This window comes from Clostridium sp. AT4, from assembly GCF_001517625.2.
Classification (GTDB): Bacteria; Bacillota; Clostridia; order Lachnospirales; family Lachnospiraceae; genus Enterocloster.
Map to the genome: position 1 here is coordinate 621,143 of NZ_LN999828.1, position 18,749 is coordinate 639,891.

22 protein-coding genes and 1 tRNA gene are annotated in these 18,749 nt (G+C 48.2%); 18 read left to right on the top strand and 5 right to left on the bottom strand.

The genetic code is table 11. From position 1 onward, the window contains the following. The first annotated feature begins 4 nt into the window (after positions 1–4). The gene (locus tag BN3656_RS09215; RefSeq protein ID WP_066547039.1) at positions 5–766 is read left to right on the top strand and encodes a 4Fe-4S binding protein; all 762 of its coding nucleotides are present in this window, start codon (positions 5–7) and stop codon (positions 764–766) included. 12 nt (positions 767–778) lie between these two features. On the opposite strand, the gene BN3656_RS09220 is transcribed toward BN3656_RS09215, so the two are convergent. After that, positions 779–1,366, bottom strand: coding sequence for a dipicolinate synthase subunit B (locus tag BN3656_RS09220; RefSeq protein ID WP_066547041.1), 588 nt, complete (start codon positions 1,364–1,366; stop codon positions 779–781). A 37-nt stretch (positions 1,367–1,403) separates the two neighbouring features. Next, the gene (locus tag BN3656_RS09225) at positions 1,404–2,240 is read right to left on the bottom strand and encodes a dipicolinate synthase subunit DpsA (RefSeq protein ID WP_066547043.1); all 837 of its coding nucleotides are present in this window, start codon (positions 2,238–2,240) and stop codon (positions 1,404–1,406) included. A 194-nt stretch (positions 2,241–2,434) separates the two neighbouring features. Here BN3656_RS09225 and BN3656_RS09230 point away from each other — a divergent pair, with 194 nt between their 5' ends. Genes BN3656_RS09230 through BN3656_RS09250 form a run of 5 tightly spaced genes read left to right on the top strand, consistent with a single transcriptional unit; the run spans position 2,435 to position 6,508 of the window. After that, entirely contained in the window at positions 2,435–2,830 is a 396-nt protein-coding gene (locus BN3656_RS09230; protein ID WP_066547046.1) for a LysR family transcriptional regulator, read from the top strand. Continuing rightward, positions 2,823–3,845 carry a selenide, water dikinase SelD gene (gene selD, locus BN3656_RS09235; protein ID WP_066547049.1) on the top strand — a complete coding sequence of 341 codons (1,023 nt, stop codon included), beginning with the start codon at positions 2,823–2,825 and terminating at the stop codon, positions 3,843–3,845. Before BN3656_RS09230 ends, selD begins: the two co-directional genes overlap by 8 nt. Before the next feature lie 25 nt (positions 3,846–3,870). Further along, positions 3,871–4,509 (top strand): sulfurtransferase-like selenium metabolism protein YedF, encoded by a 639-nt coding sequence (gene yedF / locus BN3656_RS09240; RefSeq protein ID WP_066547051.1) that lies wholly within the window; start codon positions 3,871–3,873, stop codon positions 4,507–4,509. A 10-nt stretch (positions 4,510–4,519) separates the two neighbouring features. Continuing rightward, the gene (gene yqeB, locus BN3656_RS09245; RefSeq protein WP_066547054.1) at positions 4,520–5,344 is read left to right on the top strand and encodes a selenium-dependent molybdenum cofactor biosynthesis protein YqeB; all 825 of its coding nucleotides are present in this window, start codon (positions 4,520–4,522) and stop codon (positions 5,342–5,344) included. 12 nt (positions 5,345–5,356) lie between these two features. After that, positions 5,357–6,508, top strand: a complete 1,152-nt coding sequence (locus BN3656_RS09250) for an aminotransferase class V-fold PLP-dependent enzyme (protein WP_066547060.1) — start codon at positions 5,357–5,359, stop codon at positions 6,506–6,508. Here the strand turns inward: BN3656_RS09250 and BN3656_RS09255 are convergent. Continuing rightward, positions 6,505–6,801, bottom strand: a complete 297-nt coding sequence (locus tag BN3656_RS09255; RefSeq protein WP_066547061.1) for a DUF2325 domain-containing protein — start codon at positions 6,799–6,801, stop codon at positions 6,505–6,507. The genes BN3656_RS09250 and BN3656_RS09255 overlap by 4 nt on opposite strands. A 204-nt stretch (positions 6,802–7,005) precedes the next feature. Between BN3656_RS09255 and BN3656_RS17000 the strand changes: the two genes are divergently transcribed. The 11 genes from BN3656_RS17000 (at position 7,006) to BN3656_RS09305 (ending at position 15,324) form a co-directional block, all read left to right on the top strand. Next, positions 7,006–7,137: a hypothetical protein gene (locus BN3656_RS17000; RefSeq protein ID WP_278284009.1), complete on the top strand. Its 132-nt coding sequence runs from the start codon at positions 7,006–7,008 to the stop codon at positions 7,135–7,137. A gap of 214 nt (positions 7,138–7,351) precedes the next feature. Next, positions 7,352–8,158, top strand: coding sequence for a selenium cofactor biosynthesis protein YqeC (gene yqeC, locus BN3656_RS09260; RefSeq protein WP_167544873.1), 807 nt, complete (start codon positions 7,352–7,354; stop codon positions 8,156–8,158). 26 nt (positions 8,159–8,184) lie between these two features. After that, entirely contained in the window at positions 8,185–8,808 is a 624-nt protein-coding gene (locus tag BN3656_RS09265) for a nucleotidyltransferase family protein (protein ID WP_066547066.1), read from the top strand. Continuing rightward, positions 8,792–10,168, top strand: a complete 1,377-nt coding sequence (locus tag BN3656_RS09270) for an MATE family efflux transporter (protein WP_066547072.1) — start codon at positions 8,792–8,794, stop codon at positions 10,166–10,168. The genes BN3656_RS09265 and BN3656_RS09270 overlap by 17 nt, the downstream gene beginning before the upstream one ends. Next, on the top strand, positions 10,152–11,795 hold the full coding sequence (locus tag BN3656_RS09275) for a hypothetical protein (RefSeq protein WP_066547076.1): 1,644 nt from the start codon (positions 10,152–10,154) through the stop codon (positions 11,793–11,795). The genes BN3656_RS09270 and BN3656_RS09275 overlap by 17 nt, the downstream gene beginning before the upstream one ends. Positions 11,796–11,899: 104 nt before the next feature. Then, positions 11,900–12,214 (top strand): DUF1540 domain-containing protein, encoded by a 315-nt coding sequence (locus tag BN3656_RS09280; RefSeq protein ID WP_066547079.1) that lies wholly within the window; start codon positions 11,900–11,902, stop codon positions 12,212–12,214. Positions 12,215–12,523: 309 nt separating this feature from the next. Next, on the top strand, positions 12,524–13,018 hold the full coding sequence (gene infC / locus BN3656_RS09285) for a translation initiation factor IF-3 (protein WP_066547082.1): 495 nt from the start codon (positions 12,524–12,526) through the stop codon (positions 13,016–13,018). Between the two features lie 31 nt (positions 13,019–13,049). After that, the gene (gene rpmI, locus BN3656_RS09290) at positions 13,050–13,247 is read left to right on the top strand and encodes a 50S ribosomal protein L35 (protein WP_021869086.1); all 198 of its coding nucleotides are present in this window, start codon (positions 13,050–13,052) and stop codon (positions 13,245–13,247) included. A gap of 29 nt (positions 13,248–13,276) precedes the next feature. Then, positions 13,277–13,633 carry a 50S ribosomal protein L20 gene (rplT, locus tag BN3656_RS09295; RefSeq protein ID WP_021869087.1) on the top strand — a complete coding sequence of 119 codons (357 nt, stop codon included), beginning with the start codon at positions 13,277–13,279 and terminating at the stop codon, positions 13,631–13,633. A 158-nt stretch (positions 13,634–13,791) separates the two neighbouring features. After that, positions 13,792–15,141: an MATE family efflux transporter gene (locus tag BN3656_RS09300; protein ID WP_066547085.1), complete on the top strand. Its 1,350-nt coding sequence runs from the start codon at positions 13,792–13,794 to the stop codon at positions 15,139–15,141. 94 nt (positions 15,142–15,235) lie between these two features. Then, a tRNA-Ser gene (locus BN3656_RS09305) sits at positions 15,236–15,324 on the top strand. Positions 15,325–15,407: 83 nt separating this feature from the next. Here BN3656_RS09305 and BN3656_RS09310 read toward each other — a convergent pair. Further along, positions 15,408–16,295 (bottom strand): RsiV family protein, encoded by an 888-nt coding sequence (locus BN3656_RS09310; RefSeq protein WP_066547089.1) that lies wholly within the window; start codon positions 16,293–16,295, stop codon positions 15,408–15,410. Positions 16,296–16,308: 13 nt separating this feature from the next. Continuing rightward, positions 16,309–16,809 (bottom strand): sigma-70 family RNA polymerase sigma factor, encoded by a 501-nt coding sequence (locus BN3656_RS09315; RefSeq protein ID WP_066547090.1) that lies wholly within the window; start codon positions 16,807–16,809, stop codon positions 16,309–16,311. A gap of 271 nt (positions 16,810–17,080) precedes the next feature. Between BN3656_RS09315 and BN3656_RS09320 the strand changes: the two genes are divergently transcribed. Then, entirely contained in the window at positions 17,081–18,661 is a 1,581-nt protein-coding gene (locus BN3656_RS09320; protein ID WP_066547091.1) for a glucose-6-phosphate isomerase, read from the top strand. The last annotated feature ends 88 nt before the right edge of the window (positions 18,662–18,749 follow it).

Consider the following 18,749-nt stretch of genomic DNA (forward strand, 5'->3'; position numbering starts at 1 on the left):
AGGCATGAAGGAATGTGTATGGGCAATATATTTCAGTCCTACCGGAGGAACAAAAAAAGCGGCCCTTTATCTGGCAGAGGGCCTTGGAAAAGAGGTAAAAGAGGTGGATCTTTCTGCTCCTGATTTTAATGGCGCAGAATTTAAAAAGGATGATCTGGTGATTGTGGCTGCTCCTGCATTTGGAGGAAGGATCCCGGCACTGATGGCAGAGCGGTTAAAGTGCACCGCAGGAAAGGGCGCTGCTGCTGTTACGGCTGCCGTTTATGGAAACAGGGCCTATGAGGATGCTCTGGTGGAGTTAAATGATGCATTGGAGGAGCAGGGCTTTGAGCCTTTCGCTTCTGTGGCTGTCCTTGCGGAGCATTCCATGGTTCGGGAGGTGGCGGCAGGACGTCCGGATGCGAAGGATCATGAGGAGCTTTCCGGTTTTGGAGCACAGATCCTTAAAAAGCTTGAAGCGGCAGAAATTACAAGGCCCCAGGTGCCAGGGAACCGCCCATATAAGGAATGGAAAAAGATGCCTGCAGTACCGGTAAACGGCAGCGGCTGTACCGGGTGCGGACTCTGCGCCGGACTCTGTCCCTCTGGAGCTATTTCAAAAGAAAATCCATCAGTGACAGATCCAAAGAAATGTATCCTGTGCCTGCGCTGCATCGCTGTCTGTCCTTCCGGTGCAAAAAAGCTTCCGGAACCTGTTCAGGAGATGTTAAACCAGAAGCTTCTGCCGTTAAAGGGGATCCGGAAGGAAAATGAGCTGTTTTTGTAAAATTTGGGGTAATTAGTCCGGACTATATAAAACAGGCTGGAGCTGTTCACCCTTCAGAGCAGCTTTTATGGTTGGAATTACAAGCTCTGTTCTCGCAACCAGGGAACAGGGCTTTTTTTGCGGTGAATCCTGGGAAAATGGAACAAAATATACATGTTTGCAGGGAAAGAGAAGTCCGATATTTTTAAAATTCATTCCCATGGCATCATTGGTGGAAAGGAAGATCACCAGAGGCTTTTCATTACGCAAATGGGCTTTGGCAGCCATGAGTACGGGGGTATCCGTGATGCCGTTTGCCAGCTTGGCAAGGGTATTTCCTGTACAGGGAGCGATGAGCAGAAGATCCAGATAGCCTTTGGGGCCAATGGGTTCCGCGTCCTCAATGGTAAGAATGGGTTCCCGTCCGGTCAGACCGCTGATGGTCCGGATATATTCATCCGTGCTTCCGAAACGGGAACGGGTGGTCTGCACATGGGAGGAAAAGATGGGGTACAGCTCGGCTTCCTCCTGTATGAGAGTTTGTACGGTCTGTTTTATTTTATCAAAGGTACAGAAGGACCCGGTAACAGCCAGGCCGATCGTTTTTCCTTTCAGAGACATAAGAATTTCCCTCTATTATATGAAAATGTAGTAGTTTTTAACGTCCCTCTCCAAGGACCTGCAGTACTGCCCGGCACAGGATCCTGGCAGAGGCTTTGGGACTGAAACGTCCCGGAAGCCCCGGACAGGCGATCCGGCAAAGTCCGGCCTGACGGCAGGCTTCCTCAGAAATACAGCCGGAGCCGGAAGCCAGTTCAAAAAGTACCGCGTCTTTATGGATCTGCTTGATAAGCAGGGGATCTGTAAGGATAGGAGCGGGAGCTGTATTAAAAATAAGCTCTGCCTGAGGAAGATATTTTTCCAGTTTTTGGGGATCAAAGGTGTCAAAGCCACGCGTTTTGGCAAGTGTCTGCCGGATGGGGGTTATCTCACAGACGGATGCATCTGCAAACATTCCTCTCAGGCGGTCAGCCAGCGCCTGGCCGCAGCGCCCATAGCCAAGGATCAGGCAGCGGCAGCGATGGAGATTGATGGGGCACTGGCTGATTGCCAGAGAGATGGCGCCTTCTGCGGTGGCAATGGCGTTTTCCAGGGAAATTTCTTCCATGTCCATAAAATCCTTCCATAGAATGTCATTATTATCGCAGAACTCTTTTACAGGATCCGGGAGATTTCCGCCAAAAAGATACTGTCCGGGCATAAGGCAGGAAAGAAGGGCAGAGAGTTCCATACCGTGTGAGGGAGGCTGGAACAGATGAACCCCGTCGCGGGTAAAGGGAACGGGGCCGAGGATCACAGAGGCCTCTTTGACTGCCGATTTCATCAGCGGGGAATCCGTTCCTGTAAAAAAAGACACGGGATATCCTTCCTTGGAAAGAATCTGTACCATCCATCGAAGACGCATATCGCCCCCGACTGCAAAAAATGTTTTCATGGCTGTTCCTGCCTTATTTCTGTCTGTAATTTATATATATGAAAGGGCTGGAAAAGCGTGAGAAAGCATGGTATACTATTACACATAGCACACAAAATACTGGCTGCGTCTTTTATGGCTGGATCCAAAAAGACAGAGACCAGTTTTTTTGCAGAAATCGTTATATACAAAAGAGTATAACGGGAGGGCAGAAGATGGAAGATAACAATAAGCTTCATTACGGTTTATCATTGCGCCTGTATTTTGAGGAAAAGGCCTTTGGTCCGGGGATGGTGACTTTGCTGAGAGCGGTAGAGAAAACAGGATCTCTGCAGAGAGCGGCCCGCTCTATGAATATGGCCTACAGTAAGGCATGGAAAATGCTCCGGGTGGCGGAAAAAGAGTGGGGGTTTTTGCTGACAGACCGGGAGACCGGAGGAAGAGACGGAGGAGGTTCCACCCTTACGCCTCAGGCGAAGGAGCTGATGGAAGCTTATTTAAGCTTTCGAAGAGATGCAGAGGCGGAACTGGATCGTCTGTTTGAAACGTATTTTTCGGATGAATGGTTAAATCATATGAGAGAGATGGGAGGAAATGAAAAAAATGAGTGAGGAAATCGTATTTTGCAGGGGAGGAGGCTGTACGGCCAAGCTGGGGCCGGGGGTACTGGCCCGTGTGTTAAATCGGCTGCCCAAAACAAAGGATCCCAATCTGATGATCGGATATGACGGTTCCGATGATGCGGCCGTATACCGGCTTACAGATGATCTGGCCATGGTGCAGACACTTGATTTTTTTCCCCCCATGGTGGAGGATCCCTATATATTCGGCCAGATTGCGGCTGCTAATGCGCTGAGTGATATCTATGCCATGGGAGGAGAGGTAAAAACTGCATTAAATATCGTATGCTTTCCGGAAGAGATGGATCTGAATATTCTGGGAAAGATCATGCAGGGCGGCAGCGAAAAGGTACGAGAGGCAGGAGGTGTTCTGGCGGGCGGCCATTCCATTGCGGACAGCGATGTAAAATACGGCCTTTCTGTTACGGGAATTATCCATCCTGACCGTGTATTTGCCAACAGCGACTGCAAAGAGGGCGATGCCCTGATCCTCACAAAGCCTCTGGGTGTAGGGATTGTATGCACGGCAGCAAGGATGAAGGCGGCACCTCAGGCGGCGTATGACCTGGCGGTCCAGTCCATGACAACCCTTAATAAATATGCATCCGAGATTCTTAAAAAATACAGGCTCCACGGATGTACGGATGTAACAGGCTTCAGCTTTTTAGGGCACCTGTGTGAAATGGTAACGGATCAGGCCACAGCCCGCATCTATAAGGATCGCGTTCCGGTTATTCCGGAGGCGCCTGCATTGGCAGAGGAATTCTATATCACAGCAGCGGCTCAGAGAAACCGCAACCATGTGCAGGATAAGATTGATTTTGGAAGCTGTGGCTTTTCCATGCAGGAAATCCTGTTTGATCCCCAGACCTCCGGCGGACTGCTTGCATCCATTGATGCTGCAGATGCCGAAGCAGCACTCAAGGAACTGGAAGAACTGGGGCTTCCCTGCGGGATCGTGGGAAGGATCGAAGCGCGGCAGGAAAAGGCCGTGATTGTAGAATAAAAGAGAAGTGAGGAGGAAACAGGCTATGATAAGACTGGATGAAAGGGGAAAGCAGTGTCCGCTGCCGGTGATTGAGGCGAAGCGGGCCCTGGAGGCAGCGGCGCCGGGGGAAGCAGTAGAGGTGGTCGTGGATAATGAGATCGCAGTACAGAATTTAAAGAAGCTGGCAGATCACAAGGGGCTGTCCTTTGCATCTGAAAAAAAGAGTAGCAGAGAATATGTGGCTGTTATTACAGCTGGTGAGGGAGTAAAAGAAAGGGAAAGCGCACCGCAGGCAGATGCTTTACCGGAAAAAGAGCCTGAAGTCTGCCATCCGGACGGACGCAGGAAGGGAATGGTGGTTGTGATTTCTTCCCGTGAAATGGGGCAGGGAGATCCGGTGCTGGGAACCCTTCTGATGAAGGGATTTATTTATGCTCTTACACAGCAGGACGTACTGCCGGAAACCATTCTTCTCTATAATGGAGGCGCCTTCCTTTCCTGTGAGGGCTCGGATAATCTGGAGGATCTTAAGACGCTGGAGGCTCAGGGCGTAGAAATTCTTACCTGCGGCACCTGCTTAAACCATTATGGGATCGGGGACAGGCTGAGAGTAGGCAGCGTTACCAATATGTATGAGATTGCAGAAAGGATGACCGGGGCAGCTGTGCTGGTACGGCCTTAAGGTGGGGAGTATGAACAGACAAAAGCAGCTGATCATAGTCAGAGGCGGAGGGGATATTGCCACAGGAACCATCCACCGCCTTCATCGGTGCGGTTATCCGGTGCTGGTGCTGGAAACAGGCAGTCCTTCTGCCATCCGCAGGCAGGTGGCATTTTCCGAAGCAATCTATGACGGACAGAGTGAAATTGAGGGTGTGACCTGCTTAAAGGTATCCGATTTTGCAGAGGCAAAGGCTGTCTTAGAGGCAGGAGCCATCCCCATGATGATGGATGAGGCGTGTGAAATATTAAAGGAAGTCCGTCCCTGGGCTCTGGTGGATGCGATCCTGGCAAAAAAGAACCTAGGAACGAACCGGAATATGGCGGATAAGACTATTGGCCTGGGGCCAGGCTTTACAGCCGGGGAAGATGTGGATCTGGTGATCGAGACCATGCGGGGCCACAACCTGGGAAGGATCATTTCCAGGGGAACGGCCCTTCCGAATACAGGAACTCCGGGGCTGATCGGAGGCGCGGGAAAGGAACGGGTCATCCATTCGCCGGCCATGGGGATCCTTTTTGGAAAAGTGAGGATCGGAGACCGGGTAGAAAAGGGACAGCCCGTCGCGGTCATTGTTACGGGGCAGGGAGAGGTAGTGGTAGAAGCTTCTCTTACAGGCCTGGTGCGTGGGCTGATCCGGGACGGTTATCCAGTGGCAAAGGGCTTTAAGATCGCGGATATTGATCCAAGAGAGAGCGAGTATGAAAACTGCTTTACCATTTCAGATAAAGCGAGGGCGATCGGCGGTTCTGTATTAGAAGCCCTTTTATATCTGGAACAGAAACAGGGCTTTTAAGGGAGGCGCATTATGATCTATCTTGACAGTGCGGCTACCTCCTTTTACCGTCCTCCTGTGGTGGCCCGGGCAGTGGCAGAGGCGATGAACTCCATGGGAAACTGCTCCCGGGGAACGCACAGAGAAGCTTTAACGGGAGCCAGGATCATTTTTGAGACAAGACAGCTTCTGGCAGAGCTGTTTCATGCTCCCGGACCGCAGCAGGTGGCATTTACGGCTAATTCCACAGAAAGTTTAAATATGGCGGTCAAAGGCCTGATCGATCCGGGAGACCGGGTAGTGACTACCGTGCTTGAACATAACAGCGTGCTCCGACCTCTGTATGAGATGGAAAAAAGGGGCGCTGTGCTGACCATTGTGGGCTGTGAGAAGGATCCTTCTAATGGGATTTCCAGAAAAGGAAGGCTGGATATGATAGCCATGGAGAAGGCCATTACTCCGGGCACAAAGGCTGTGGTTATGACTCATGCCTCCAATCTCACCGGAAACTGCCAGGATCTGGCTCAGGTGGGAGAATGGTGCCGCAGGGCAGGCGCTCTTTTTATTGTAGATGCCTCTCAGACCGCAGGACTCTTTCCGATTGATATGGAGAGAGATCAGATCGATGTCCTCTGCTTTACCGGTCACAAGGGCCTGATGGGGCCTCAGGGAACTGGCGGGATCTGCCTTGGCACAGGAGTGAATATACGGCCTCTTTTATCCGGAGGCAGCGGTATTATGACCTTTGAAAAGCAGCATCCGTCACAGATGCCGACAGCGCTGGAAGCAGGTACCTTGAACGGACATGGGATTGCAGGACTGCGGGCCGCCCTTCTGTATATTAAGGAACAGGGTATGGAGCATTTGAGAAAGAGGGAACAGCAGCTTATGCGGCGTTTTTATGAGCAGGCGCTGGAAATTCCGGATATCCGTATCTATGGGGATTTTTCCCAGAAAGACAGGGCTGCTATTGTATCTTTGAATCTGGGAGAAGAGGATTCCGCTCAGGTCAGCGACTATCTTTCTGAGGAATATGACATTGCCACCCGCTCTGGAGGTCACTGTGCTCCTTTGATGCATGAGGCGCTTAAAACCGTGGAGCAGGGGGCGGTACGGTTCAGTTTTTCCCATTTTAATACAGAAGAACAGATCGACGAAGCCATTGATGCCCTGAAGCATTTTTAAATAGAAGAACAGGCAGCGGTACGCTGAGACAGAATTTCATTTAAGGCAGATGCACTGCTTGTATGGCTCCGCACGATCTGGGTTGTGTCCGGACGGACCTCATCCAGAGCACAGCGGATCATTTTGTGGGATACCGTATTCGTAAAGAGTACGAGCAGATCCGGTGTTCCGATCTGCTTGTCCAGGCTGGCACTCATCTGGGTAAAAACCTTTGCTTTGCAGTTGTAGGTTTTGCATATTTTTTTATACTGGGTGACCATCCGGTCATGACCTCCGATGATAACAACACTCATGAAATATCCTCCCTTGCAGGTATGTATTTGGAAATATATAGGTTAGTATATACTAACTAAAAGTATCATATAACAAATCCGGTAAAATGTCCATAGAAATTTTACAGGAAAATGGTTCATTCCAAAAAGAAAATTATTTAATACAAAAAGTTTTAGATTAACTAAAAATTTTTGTCAACAATGCAGATTGCGGTTATATCCTTCTTGGGCTATAATAATTCCATCATAAGAAACAGGAGAGGAAGAAAGAAAATGGGATTTATTGCCGTAGTAATCGTATTTGCAAGCCTTGGCTATGATATGTACCGTGTGATCCGCAGTCATGGAAACAATTGAGATAGAAATGCAGAATGTCTGATGAAACATACATTTTGAAAAGGAAGCAGTCCGGTTTTTGGGGGCAGAGGGTTCTGCCTGCAGGAATCGGGCTGTTTTTATATACAGCTGTTTTTGCGTCTGTGGATGCGGCAGATGCATAGAAATTCCTTGTGCGGTCATTTGCTCCATGATAAAATAAAACAGAACAATGGGAGAAGATGGGGGACAGAACGTGGAAGCATATTATTACGGAGCATGTTTGACACAGGCCGTTCACAGTATTTTCAAGGCGCTGGAAATAGAAAAATACCGGTTATCCGGCTGTCCGTTTGTGATCTCATTCACCGGCGGAGGAGGAAAAACCTCCCTGATCCGCCGTATGGCATGGGAAGGGCGGGAACTGGGACTTAAGGTTCTTGTGATTCCTACAACCCATATGGCCCTTCCGGAGCATTTTTTTGTGCCGGAACCTTCGGTGGGGGCTTTGGAGCAGACATTAAAAGACAGTGGGATTGCGGTTGCGGGAAATCCGGAGGAACGAAAGCCCGGAGAGAAAAAGATATCCTTCTGGGGCTGGGAATTTTACCAGCAGGCCAGAGAAAAAGCGGATCTCGTCTTAGTGGAGGCCGATGGAGCAAAGAGGCTTCCGGTGAAGGTGCCGGGACCGGCAGAGCCGGTGATACCGGGAGATACAGATCTGATCCTCTGCGTGTACGGTCTTAAGGCTCTGGGACAAAAGGGAGAGAAATGCTGCTTTCGCATGGAACAGGCAAAAACGCTTTTGGGAGAGAGCTTCAGTCTGGATAAAGAGGACAGGGAATGGGCAATGGAGGAGAAATATATGGCCTATCTGATGAAACAGGGATATTTAAGTCCGCTGAAGCAGTCATTTCCTCAGGCCAGGATCCTTCCTGTGTTCAATCAGGCAGATACAGGGGAGCTTGTTCTGGCAGGAAAGCGGATCCTGGAGCAGATCGGACATACAGAGGGTCTGATCACGGGAAACCTGTGGAAGGAACCGTCATTTGAGTTGTTTTAAACAGGATAGAAAGGTGACTTTATACAATGAAACTTTCGATGATTTACATGGCTTCCGGCTTTGGAAAGCGATTTGGTTCCAATAAGCTTCTGGCATCCTTTGAGGGACGTCCTCTTTATGCATACGGATTGTCTGCTCTGGAAAAAGGGGCGCAGATTCTGGAAAAAAAATCGGGGATAAGCTGTGAGATAATTACGGTAAGTCAATATCCCCAGATCCTGGAAAGTGCCCACTGCCTGATCTCCGGAGGAAAGGTGCTGGAAAATCCGTTCAGTGAAGAGGGGATAACGGCGTCGATCCGCCTTGGGGTAGCCGCCGCCTGGGAAGATACGGATGCATTCCTTTTTTTTGTGGCAGATCAGCCCTATACGGAAGGAGAAATGATCGCTTCTTTTGCGGAGGGCTATTTTAAAAGCGGAAAAAAGCTCGGCTGTACGGCATTTAAGGGACGCAGGGGAAGTCCTACTGCGTTTGGAGGCTGTTACCGCTCTGAGCTTTTGGCTATTTCAGGAGATAAGGGCGGCCGTCAGGTTATGAAGAACCATCCGGAGGAACTCTGGATCATGGAAACAGAGGAAAAACAGCTGTGGGATGTGGATCTGCCGGAGGATTTGAAGAGGGGGGAAAAAGAGTATGGCACAGGAGCATGATTTTTCAAAGGGCAGTATCATTTCAAATATTTTAAAGCTGGCTCTTCCTATGACGCTGGCCCAGCTGATCAATGTACTCTATAATATCATAGACCGGATCTATATCGGCCAGCTTCCTGAGGATGCTACGCTGTCTCTCACAGGTCTGGGGCTGTGTCTTCCTATTATTTCCATCGTAATAGCCTTTGCAAATCTTTTTGGAATGGGAGGTGCACCCTTATGCTCCATTGAGCGGGGAAGAGGAAATAAGGAAGAGGCAGAGGCCATTATGGGAAATTCCTTTGTAATGATGGTACTGGTGGGGCTGCTCCTTACCACTGCGGGCCTTCTGTTTAAGCGGCCGCTTTTATATCTGTTTGGGGCCAGCGACGCTACCATTGGCTATGCGGATGACTATGTGACGATTTATCTTCTGGGAAATATATTTGTGATGGTCGGACTGGGTATGAACAGCTTTATCAATTCTCAGGGCTTTGGAACCATTGGAATGATGACGGTTCTTTTGGGAGCAGCCGCCAATATTTTACTGGATCCTGTATTTATATTTGGATTTCATATGGGGGTTCAGGGAGCGGCTCTGGCTACCATTCTTTCCCAGTTTCTTTCAGCTGTCTGGATCCTCCGGTTCCTCACCGGGCCCAAGGCCACTCTACGGCTGCGCCGTTCATCCATGCGGCTGGAACGGGAGCGGATTTTCCGTATCATGGGTTTGGGAATGAGCGGGTTTACCATGGCGATCACCAACAGTTCGGTGCAGATCATGTACAACACCATGCTGCAGAGGGTCGGAGGTGATCTTTATGTGGGGATTATGACCGTCATCAATTCTGTCCGTGAGGTAATTTCCATGCCGGCTCAGGGCGTGACCAACAGCGCTCAGCCGATCATGGGGTATAATTATGGGGCAAAGGAGTATGGACGGGTAAAAAAGGCCATTGTATTTATGTCTTCTGTTTCTGTTTTATATACATTGGCTGCCTGGGGGCTGATCCATGGTTTTTCCGAATTTTTTATCCGGATGTTTAACCGCAGCGGAGAACTGGTGGAGGCGGGAATACCGGCTATGCGGATTTACTTTTTCGGCTTTTTTATGATGTCCCTGCAGTTTGCAGGCCAGTCCGTATTTGTAGGTCTGGGAAAATCTAGATATGCCGTATTCTTTTCCATTTTCAGGAAAGTGATAATCGTAATCCCGCTGATATTGATATTGCCGACAATTTTTCATCTGGGCACAGACGGTATCCTTATGGCAGAACCCATATCTAATTTTATCGGCGGAACGGCCTGTTTCGGGACCATGCTGTGTACGGTATGGCGCGAACTGGGAAAGAAGGAGAAATCAAATGCACAGGAAACATAAGAGCAGGACATGGGTGGCAGCAGTCCTGTTTGTGGGGACTGCTATTCTTTTTACATGCGGATTTGGCAGAATGTCGGAGTATTCTTCTGGAGAAAGGGGTCATCTGCGTTCGGCAACCTATTATTCCGATGACTGGGTGATCAATTTCTGGAACAGCGAAAGTGTCCATATGGAGGAGGAACTGGCACGTATTGCGGCAGACGGCTTTAACAGTATTATCCTGGCAGTTCCATGGAGGGAATTTCAGCCGGAAACAGCTCCGGTCATGTATGAGGAGTATGCCTGGAAAAAACTGGGGGGCGTTATGGACGCAGCCGGAAAACAGGGATTGGGAGTGATCCTCAGAGTGGGTTATACCTGGGATTATGCGTCACCGGAGTCTGCTTTGTCACGGTATGAAGGACTTTTATATGATCCGCAGCTAAAAGCCGCATGGATTTCCTATGCAGAACGTTTGTATAAACAGGTTTCTGCTTATGAAAACTTCTGCGGCGGCTTTCTCACCTGGGAAGATTTCTGGAATTTCACGGAAAATGCAGCCGGATATGGAAATGGGATTGCCGGACGCAGAATGGCAAAGTTGTGCGGATATACGGATTACCTGAAGGAAAAATATACGCTGGAGCAGCTAAAGGAATATTATGGAACTTCCTTTGAAAATTATGAGGAAATATGGCTTCCGGAGAAGGACTCTTATGCAAGAAAACTTTTTTATGAATTTTATGATGCGTTTCTTGCAGAGCTTTTGACGGAAACTCAGAAGGTATTTCCAGATCTTTCCATGGAAGTTCGGCTGGACGCAGATCCGGTAAAAAAAGCGGACAAAACGCTGGAAGGTGTTTCTCATCAGAGTACCTTTGGCTGTGGAAATGCATCCTGCACCAGTATTATGTACAGTGTCCCTATGGGGTTTCCTAATGAAGGCGAGTGGGTGACAGCTGATCAGGCATTAAACATGGCGCCTGTATTTTTTGATCAGGTCAGCCGGTATAATGGAAATAAACCGGTATATGTGGATCAGTTCCTTTTTACGGACAATACTCCTGGTTTTGAAAGGAATGCCCGTTTAAAGCCGGAGGAGAAAAACGCCTATCTGGCCGGAATGGGTGAGCTGTTTCGCACCATGACCATAGGATACGGCGTGTGGACTTACAGGGATTACGGAGATAACAAGCTTTATAACCCCCAGTTTGCCCTGGGACTGAGAGGCTGGAAGGTAACCGGAGAAAGCTATATCGAAGAGGGGAAGAATGGAAAAGAAGCGGTTCTTCCTTCAGGAAGCAGCATTTCCCAGGAGATGCGGGGCAGAGTCACCGGCAGAACTGGCCCGGATGTCCATGTGCGTTTCTCTCTGGAAGGAACAGCCGGGAGTACGGTAAGCGTCCGGGTGGGGAAGCGGACTAAGACCCTTCAGGCAGGAGAAAGAACGGATGCAGAACTGATATTTGAGAATGCATTGGCAGAAGAACTGACCATTTCCTGCGCCGGAGGAGGCAGCGTACGGATTGACGATCTGAATCTGTATACGTTTGTGACAGAGGGTGATATATACCGCATGGATGGCTCCGAGGGGGAATGTACGGATGGGATCCGGCAGCTGAACCAGGCTCTGGGGGCAGAGGATTAAGGTATTTTTGCATGAGAAAAGCCACCAGAGCGCATACTAAATCCTGTCATGACGCCTGAAACCTTACGTTTTGGGAAAATTTATGTGACAGGAGGAAATCAAATATGACAAAATTGGAATGTTCAGTGGAAAATTGTGTGCACAATGCAGATCAGTGCTGCTGCAGAGGCTCGATCCTGGTAGACGGACACGGAGCCAGGGATGCAGAGGGTACCTGTTGTGCCAGCTTTGAGGAAAATAAGGGCGGGTCTTTTAAAAATCTCTTTAAAACCCCGGAAACCCGTCTGGAGGTAGACTGTGATGCCGTAAACTGCGTCTACAATGAGGACTGCTGCTGTACGGCGTCCGGAATCTGTATCTGCGGAAACGGAGCCTGCGACTGTGAAAATACAAGATGCGCCACTTATAAGGCAAAATAGGAAACTTAAAAAAGTAGTTGACATTACCGGAATCATATGGTATCATTCTAAAAGTTGTGAAAACAACGCACAGGAAAGCAGGTTATCCGCCTCACCTTGGCACGAATCAGTGACCCGGGTTTATATCAGAAGCTGTATAAAGGGTTTTTTATATAAAGAATCTTTTTCGGTTTAAAATCAGAGCAGCAGACGAGTATGATTTTTTAGCGGATGGCATAAGCTGTCCGCTTTTTACATTTACCAAGCAGAGGCAAAGGCTCTTCATTCAAACAAACATGACTATGGAGGTGTACAACTATTAGCGAGTTAATGATCAACGAACAAATCAGAGACAGAGAGATCCGTCTGATCGGTGAGAACGGCGAACAGTTAGGTATTATGTCTGCAAGAGACGCCTACAAGATGGCGCAGGAGGCAGAGCTGGATCTTGTGAAGATCGCTCCTACTGCAAAGCCGCCGGTATGCAAGATCATCGATTATGGAAAGTACCGTTACGAATTGGCCCGTAAGGAAAAGGAAGCCAGAAAGAAACAGAAAGTGATTGACGTCAAAGAAGTTCGTTTGTCCCCGAACATTGATACTAATGACTTAAACACCAAGGTGGGAGCTGCCAGAAAGTTCCTGGAAAAGGGTGATAAGGTAAAGGTAACTCTTCGTTTCCGTGGCCGTGAGATGGCCCATATGTCCAAGTCAAAGTACATTCTGGACGATTTCGCTGAGAGTCTGGCTGACATCGCAGTTGTTGATAAGCCCTCAAAGGTGGAAGGAAGAAGCATGGTTATGTTTTTAACTGCAAAACGTTAAAAATAGAAAGTTTTCAAGGAGGAAATTTACAATGCCAAAGTTAAAAACCAGCAGAGCAGCAGCAAAGCGCTTTAAAAAGACAGGAACCGGTAAGTTAGTCCGCAATAAAGCTTACAAGTCTCATATCTTAACTAAGAAGTCTACAAAGAGAAAGAGAAATCTTAGAAAAGATATCGTTACCGATGCTACTAACGTAAAGGCAATGAAGAAGATTTTACCATATCTGTAAGTTTTAGATTAAATTAGGAGGAATTACCGATGGCAAGAATTAAAGGCGGCTTAAACGCAAAAAAGAAGCACAATAGAATCCTGAAGATGGCTAAGGGCTACAGAGGAGCCCGTTCCAAGCAGTACAGAGTAGCTAAGCAGTCCGTAATGCGCGCACTGACCAGCTCCTACGCAGGCAGAAAAGAGAGAAAGAGACAGTTCAGACAGCTGTGGATCGCACGTATCAACGCTGCAGCACGTATCAATGGCCTGTCCTACAGCAAGTTCATGTACGGCTTAAAGCTGGCTGAGGTTGATTTAAACCGTAAGGTTCTGTCCGATATGGCGATCAACGATGCAGAAGGCTTCGCAAAGCTGGCTGAGCTGGCAAAGTCCAAGCTTGCTTAATTAAAATATATTGATAAAAGCTCCTGTTCTATGGCTGATGATACAGATTCAGCCGTGGGGCAGGTTTTTTTGTGTAAAAAAATGGATAAAGCAACATGGACAAGGCTGTTTTGCAGAGTTATAATTGTATAAAAATACACACAAAGGAAACGAAAGTTATGGCACAGAATGTAAAAGACAGTACAGACATGATCCACGGAAGCATCGCCAGATCCATCCTGCTGTTTTCCATTCCTCTTCTGGTTGGAAATTTCTTCCAGCAGCTCTACAATACAGTAGACGCCTATGTGGTGGGAAATTATGTGAATACCAGTGCGCTGGCGGCGGTCGGAGCATCTACGCCGATCGTAAATATGCTGGTAGGTTTCTTTACGGGTCTGGCAGCCGGTGCGGGGGTGGTGATATCCCAGTATTTTGGCGGAGGCCGGACGGAGCAGATGCGCCGGGCCATCCACAGTTCCCTGGCTCTTACGGCAATCCTGAGCGTTTTGTTTACAGCACTGGGCTTAAGCTTTACAAAGCCTTTGCTCCACGCCATCGGCGTACCGGAGGATGTAATGCCTAACTCTGCCCTGTATTTATCCATCTATTTCTGGGGAATGACATTTTCGCTCTTTTATAACATGGGCTCCGGTATTCTGCGTGCGATCGGTGATTCTAAAAACCCTTTGTTTTACCTCATTGCAGCCAGTCTGGTAAATATTGTCCTGGATTTTTTATTTGTCTGCGGGTTTGGAATGGGAGTAGAGGGAGCGGCGATTGCCACCATTATTGCGCAGGCGGTCAGCGCGGCGCTGGTGATGGGAAAGCTTCTTATGACCCGTGAGATTTACCGTGTGCGGCTTGGAGAAATCTGTTTTGACAGGAAAATGATCCGGCGTATTGTAGATATTGGCCTTCCGGCAGCGATCCAGCAGAGCATCACCTCATTTTCCAATGTGATCGTTCAGTCCTATATCAATTATTTCGGTACGGCAGCCATGGCCGGGTATTCTGCTACACTGCGGGTAGACGGTTTTTTGCAGCTGCCCCTTCAGAGCTTTAATATGACGATCACTACCTTTGTGGGGCAGAATATCGGAGCAAAGGAATATAAAAGGGTAAAGAAGGGGATTTTTACTTCCTGGCTTATGTGCTCCGGTATTATTTTAGTGGGTTCTGTCATCATGTTCCTGAAGGCGCCGTCCATCATCGGTATTTTTACAGAGGATGCGGCTGTGATCAGCGTGGGAAGCAGTATGATCCGTATTTTTGGAAGCGCTTATCTGTTCCTGCCCATCATCCAGATTTTAAATGGCGCCCTGCGCGGCGCAGGACGCTCCAAGGTTCCCATGTATTTCATGTTAGGCTGTTTTGTGCTTCTGCGTCAGATTTATCTGATGATCGCCGTTCCTATGACAAAAAATGTTTCCGTTGTTTTTGCAGGATGGCCTGTGACCTGGGTGGTCTGCGCCATCGGAATGCTGGTTTATTATTTTAAGGTGGACTGGCTGCCAAAGGAGGAGTAAATCTGGAGATTGAAAAAAATCGAAAATCCCACTACCCAAATCCTGCATTTTAGTGTATAATAAAACACGGCTTGAAATTAAAGCCGTGTTTTTTGGAGGAATACCCAAGTGGCTGAAGGGTCTGGCTTCGAACACCAGTAGGTCGGCAGTACCGGCGCAAGGGTTCAAATCCCTTTTCCTCCGTTTTTGCAAAATACCGCTTCCTGCAGACTCGTGCTGTATCCTGCAGGAAGCGGTATTTATTTATGCATAAATGGGCTTTGCAATCAGAAGGTTCCGGCTACAGAGGAAGGGATTGTAAACTCCACAGCGCCCATATATCCGGGAGCAACCTCATATTCGTCAAAGGCAATGACCAGAAGGCCTTCTTCATTAAAGTAGAAGCTCTCATCGCCGGTAAGCTCCTTAAAGTCATCCTCCGGCATGTCGCTGTTGTAAAAATAGCTTACAGAATCGTCGGCTGCCATCTGGGAAGCCATCTGTTCTTTAATATTGGCTGTGATGGAGGAGAGCATTTCCGGCCGGTCCTTAAAAAGTTCTTTCAGGGAAAGCTGTTTCCCGGTGGTTTTATCAATGGTAAAGATCTTTGTGGACTGCGCTCCGCTTGCCATGACAATGGTGGTGTCGATGCGCAGGCACAGATAGCGGTCATTATCCGTTACAACTTTATAGGAGGAGTCCAGAGAATAGCTGCCTTCTCCCTGAGACTGGGACAGTTCGCCTTCATAGGCGGTGATGAGCTCCTGTGCATATTCCTCAATGGATTTATTCAGAGTTTCGGGTGCAGCTTCAATCTGCGGGATCTGGATGTTGGCCTCAAAGTTGTTTGTCTTATTTTCGTAGGTACGAAAGGTTACAACCTTTGCGATCGGGCCGATAACAGGGATCTGTTCCATGGCATTGGCGATGGTCGGATGCAGATTGGTAAGAAGAGTAATGGCAACCATAGCGGCTGCTGCGGTCATGCCTGTACGTTTCATTAATTTCATAAAAATGACTCCTTTCATTTGAGCTTTGTCTGTTTCTTTTTTTCCCTGCGCGATTCCGGCAAGAATCCGGTCTCTGGCTTCCAGGGGAACGGGAAGTGACTCATATTCCTGTCTGAGCTGTTCTAACTGTCTGTATCCGGAAAGTTTAAGGTCTTTCTGCTCCATAAAGATTCTCCTTTCATTTTGCGTAAGATTTCTTCGGTTCTTCAGGTTCCATGGTAATTCTCAGTTTTTTTAAGGCTCGGTAAAGACGGGCTTTTACAGTATTTAAATTTTCATCTACAACTCTGGAAATATCTTCCAGTTTCATATCTTCAAAGTACCGTAGCATGACAATGGTTCTGCTTTTTTCATCCAGATGCTTTAGGGCGGTCTTAAGATCCAGCTCCTGATATTTGTCCTCCCATGGGATTTCTGGCATTTCCTCTGCGGGGATTTCCTTTTTATTTTTTCTCAGAAGATCCAGAGAGGTATTTATAACGATCCGATAGATCCATGTGGATAAAAAGTCTGTATTTTTTACCTGGCCGCAGTCCCGGATGGCTTTGCAGGCGCTTTCCTGAACGACATCCAGAGCATCCTCCCGATTCTGTACATAACTGTAGGCCAGACGGTAAAAGCGCTCATATCCATCGATCAGTATCTGCTCGGTCTGTTTTGTGATGGGGTTGGTATCCACGTTAAACTTCTCCTTTCTTGGTTTCTGTCTGTTAGACGGCGGGAATGGTGAAAAAGTTGCATTCAGTAACAATGAATTTATTGCATGGCTGCTTTTATTGTATACGTTAAGGAGCGAAAGAATCAACGCCCGTACAGGAAATTTTCTGATTCGCCCTGTATTGAATTTTTATAAGGGAAAGGGTATAATTAACACAACTGATATATTTAAGTAGTAAGAGTGTATCAGATAAAATGCTGCATTTGAAAAAAAGGGTAAGGAGAATGAGAAAATGATCGAGTGGAAGAATTTTGACAGTCTTGAGTCCTACGGGGAGCTTGCCAAAGCAGAGCGTGTTAAGCTTGCAGAAGTAATGTCCGGAGAGAGCGGTGCAGAGCGTGTAAAAGCATACAGCGTTCCCATGGCAGCAGGCATGGTCTATAACTATGCGGCAAAGCAGGTGGATGAAAATGTGCTTGCAGTATTAAAAAAGCTGGCAAAAGAAGCGCAGCTGTCAGAAAAATACAAAGCCCTGTACAATGGGGAGATGATCAATACAGGAGAGAAGCGCCTGGTGCTTCACCAGCTCACACGCGGACAGCTTGGAGATAAGGTTGTGGCAGACGGCACAGACAAGCGGGCTTTCTATGTAGAGCAGCAGGAGAGAATCGCTGAATTTGCAAAGAAGGTACACAGCGGCGAGATCACCAATGCGGCAGGTGAGAAGTTTACAACGGTTGTACAGATTGGAATCGGCGGAAGCGATTTAGGCCCCCGCGCAATGTATCTGGCACTGGAGAACTGGGCAAAGAAACATAATACATTTAAAATGGAAGCAAAGTTCATCAGCAATGTAGATCCGGATGATGCGGCTGCAGTGCTTGGTTCGATTGATGTTGCTCATTCTATGTTTGTGCTGGTTTCCAAGTCGGGTACTACGTTGGAAACTCTGACAAATGAGTCCTTTGTAAAGGATGCTTTAAAGAAGGCAGGTCTGGATGCCTCCAAACATATGGTTGCAGTAACAAGCGAGACCTCACCTCTGGCAAAGAGTGATGATTACTTGGCAGCCTTCTTTATGGATGATTATATCGGAGGCCGTTTCTCATCTACTTCCGCAGTAGGCGGGGCAGTCCTGTCACTGGCATTCGGACCGGAGGTGTTCGCTCAGTTCTTAGAGGGTGCGGCAGAGGAAGATAAGCTGGCAGCAAAGGAAGACCTGCTCCAGAATCCGGATATGCTGGATGCGCTGATCGGCGTATATGAGAGAAATATGTTAGGCTATCCGGCAACAGCCGTTCTGCCTTATTCACAGGCATTAAGCCGCTTCCCTGCGCATCTGCAGCAGGCAGACATGGAGTCTAACGGAAAGTCCGTGAACCGGTTTGGTGAGCCTGTAAACTATGTCACAGGCCCGGTCCTCTTCGGCGAGCCCGGAACAAACGGACAGCATTCCTTCTACCAGCTGCTCCATCAGGGAACCGATATTGTGCCGATCCAGTTTGTGGGATTTAAGAACAGCCAGATCGGAACAGACGTTGTGATCGAGGACAGCACGAGCCAGCAGAAGCTCTGTGCCAATGTGGCTGCTCAGATCGTTGCATTTGCCTGCGGCAAAGATGATGAGAATCTGAATAAGAAGTTTGAGGGCGGACGTCCCTCCAGCATTATCATTGGAGAGCAGTTAAATCCCAAGGCACTTGGAGCACTCCTTGCACATTTTGAAAATAAGATCATGTTCCAGGGCTTTGTATGGAATGTAAACAGCTTCGATCAGGAAGGCGTACAGCTGGGCAAGGTACTTGCAAAGCGCGTACTGGCCCATGAAACAGACGGAGCGCTTCAGGTTTACAGCGAGCTTTTGAACATCTGATCAAACAGAAGAAAAAATATACTTGCGAAGAGAAAAACCGTCCGTTATACTGATAGTATCAGTGAGGGCGCAGGTCTGGTTTGGGGAT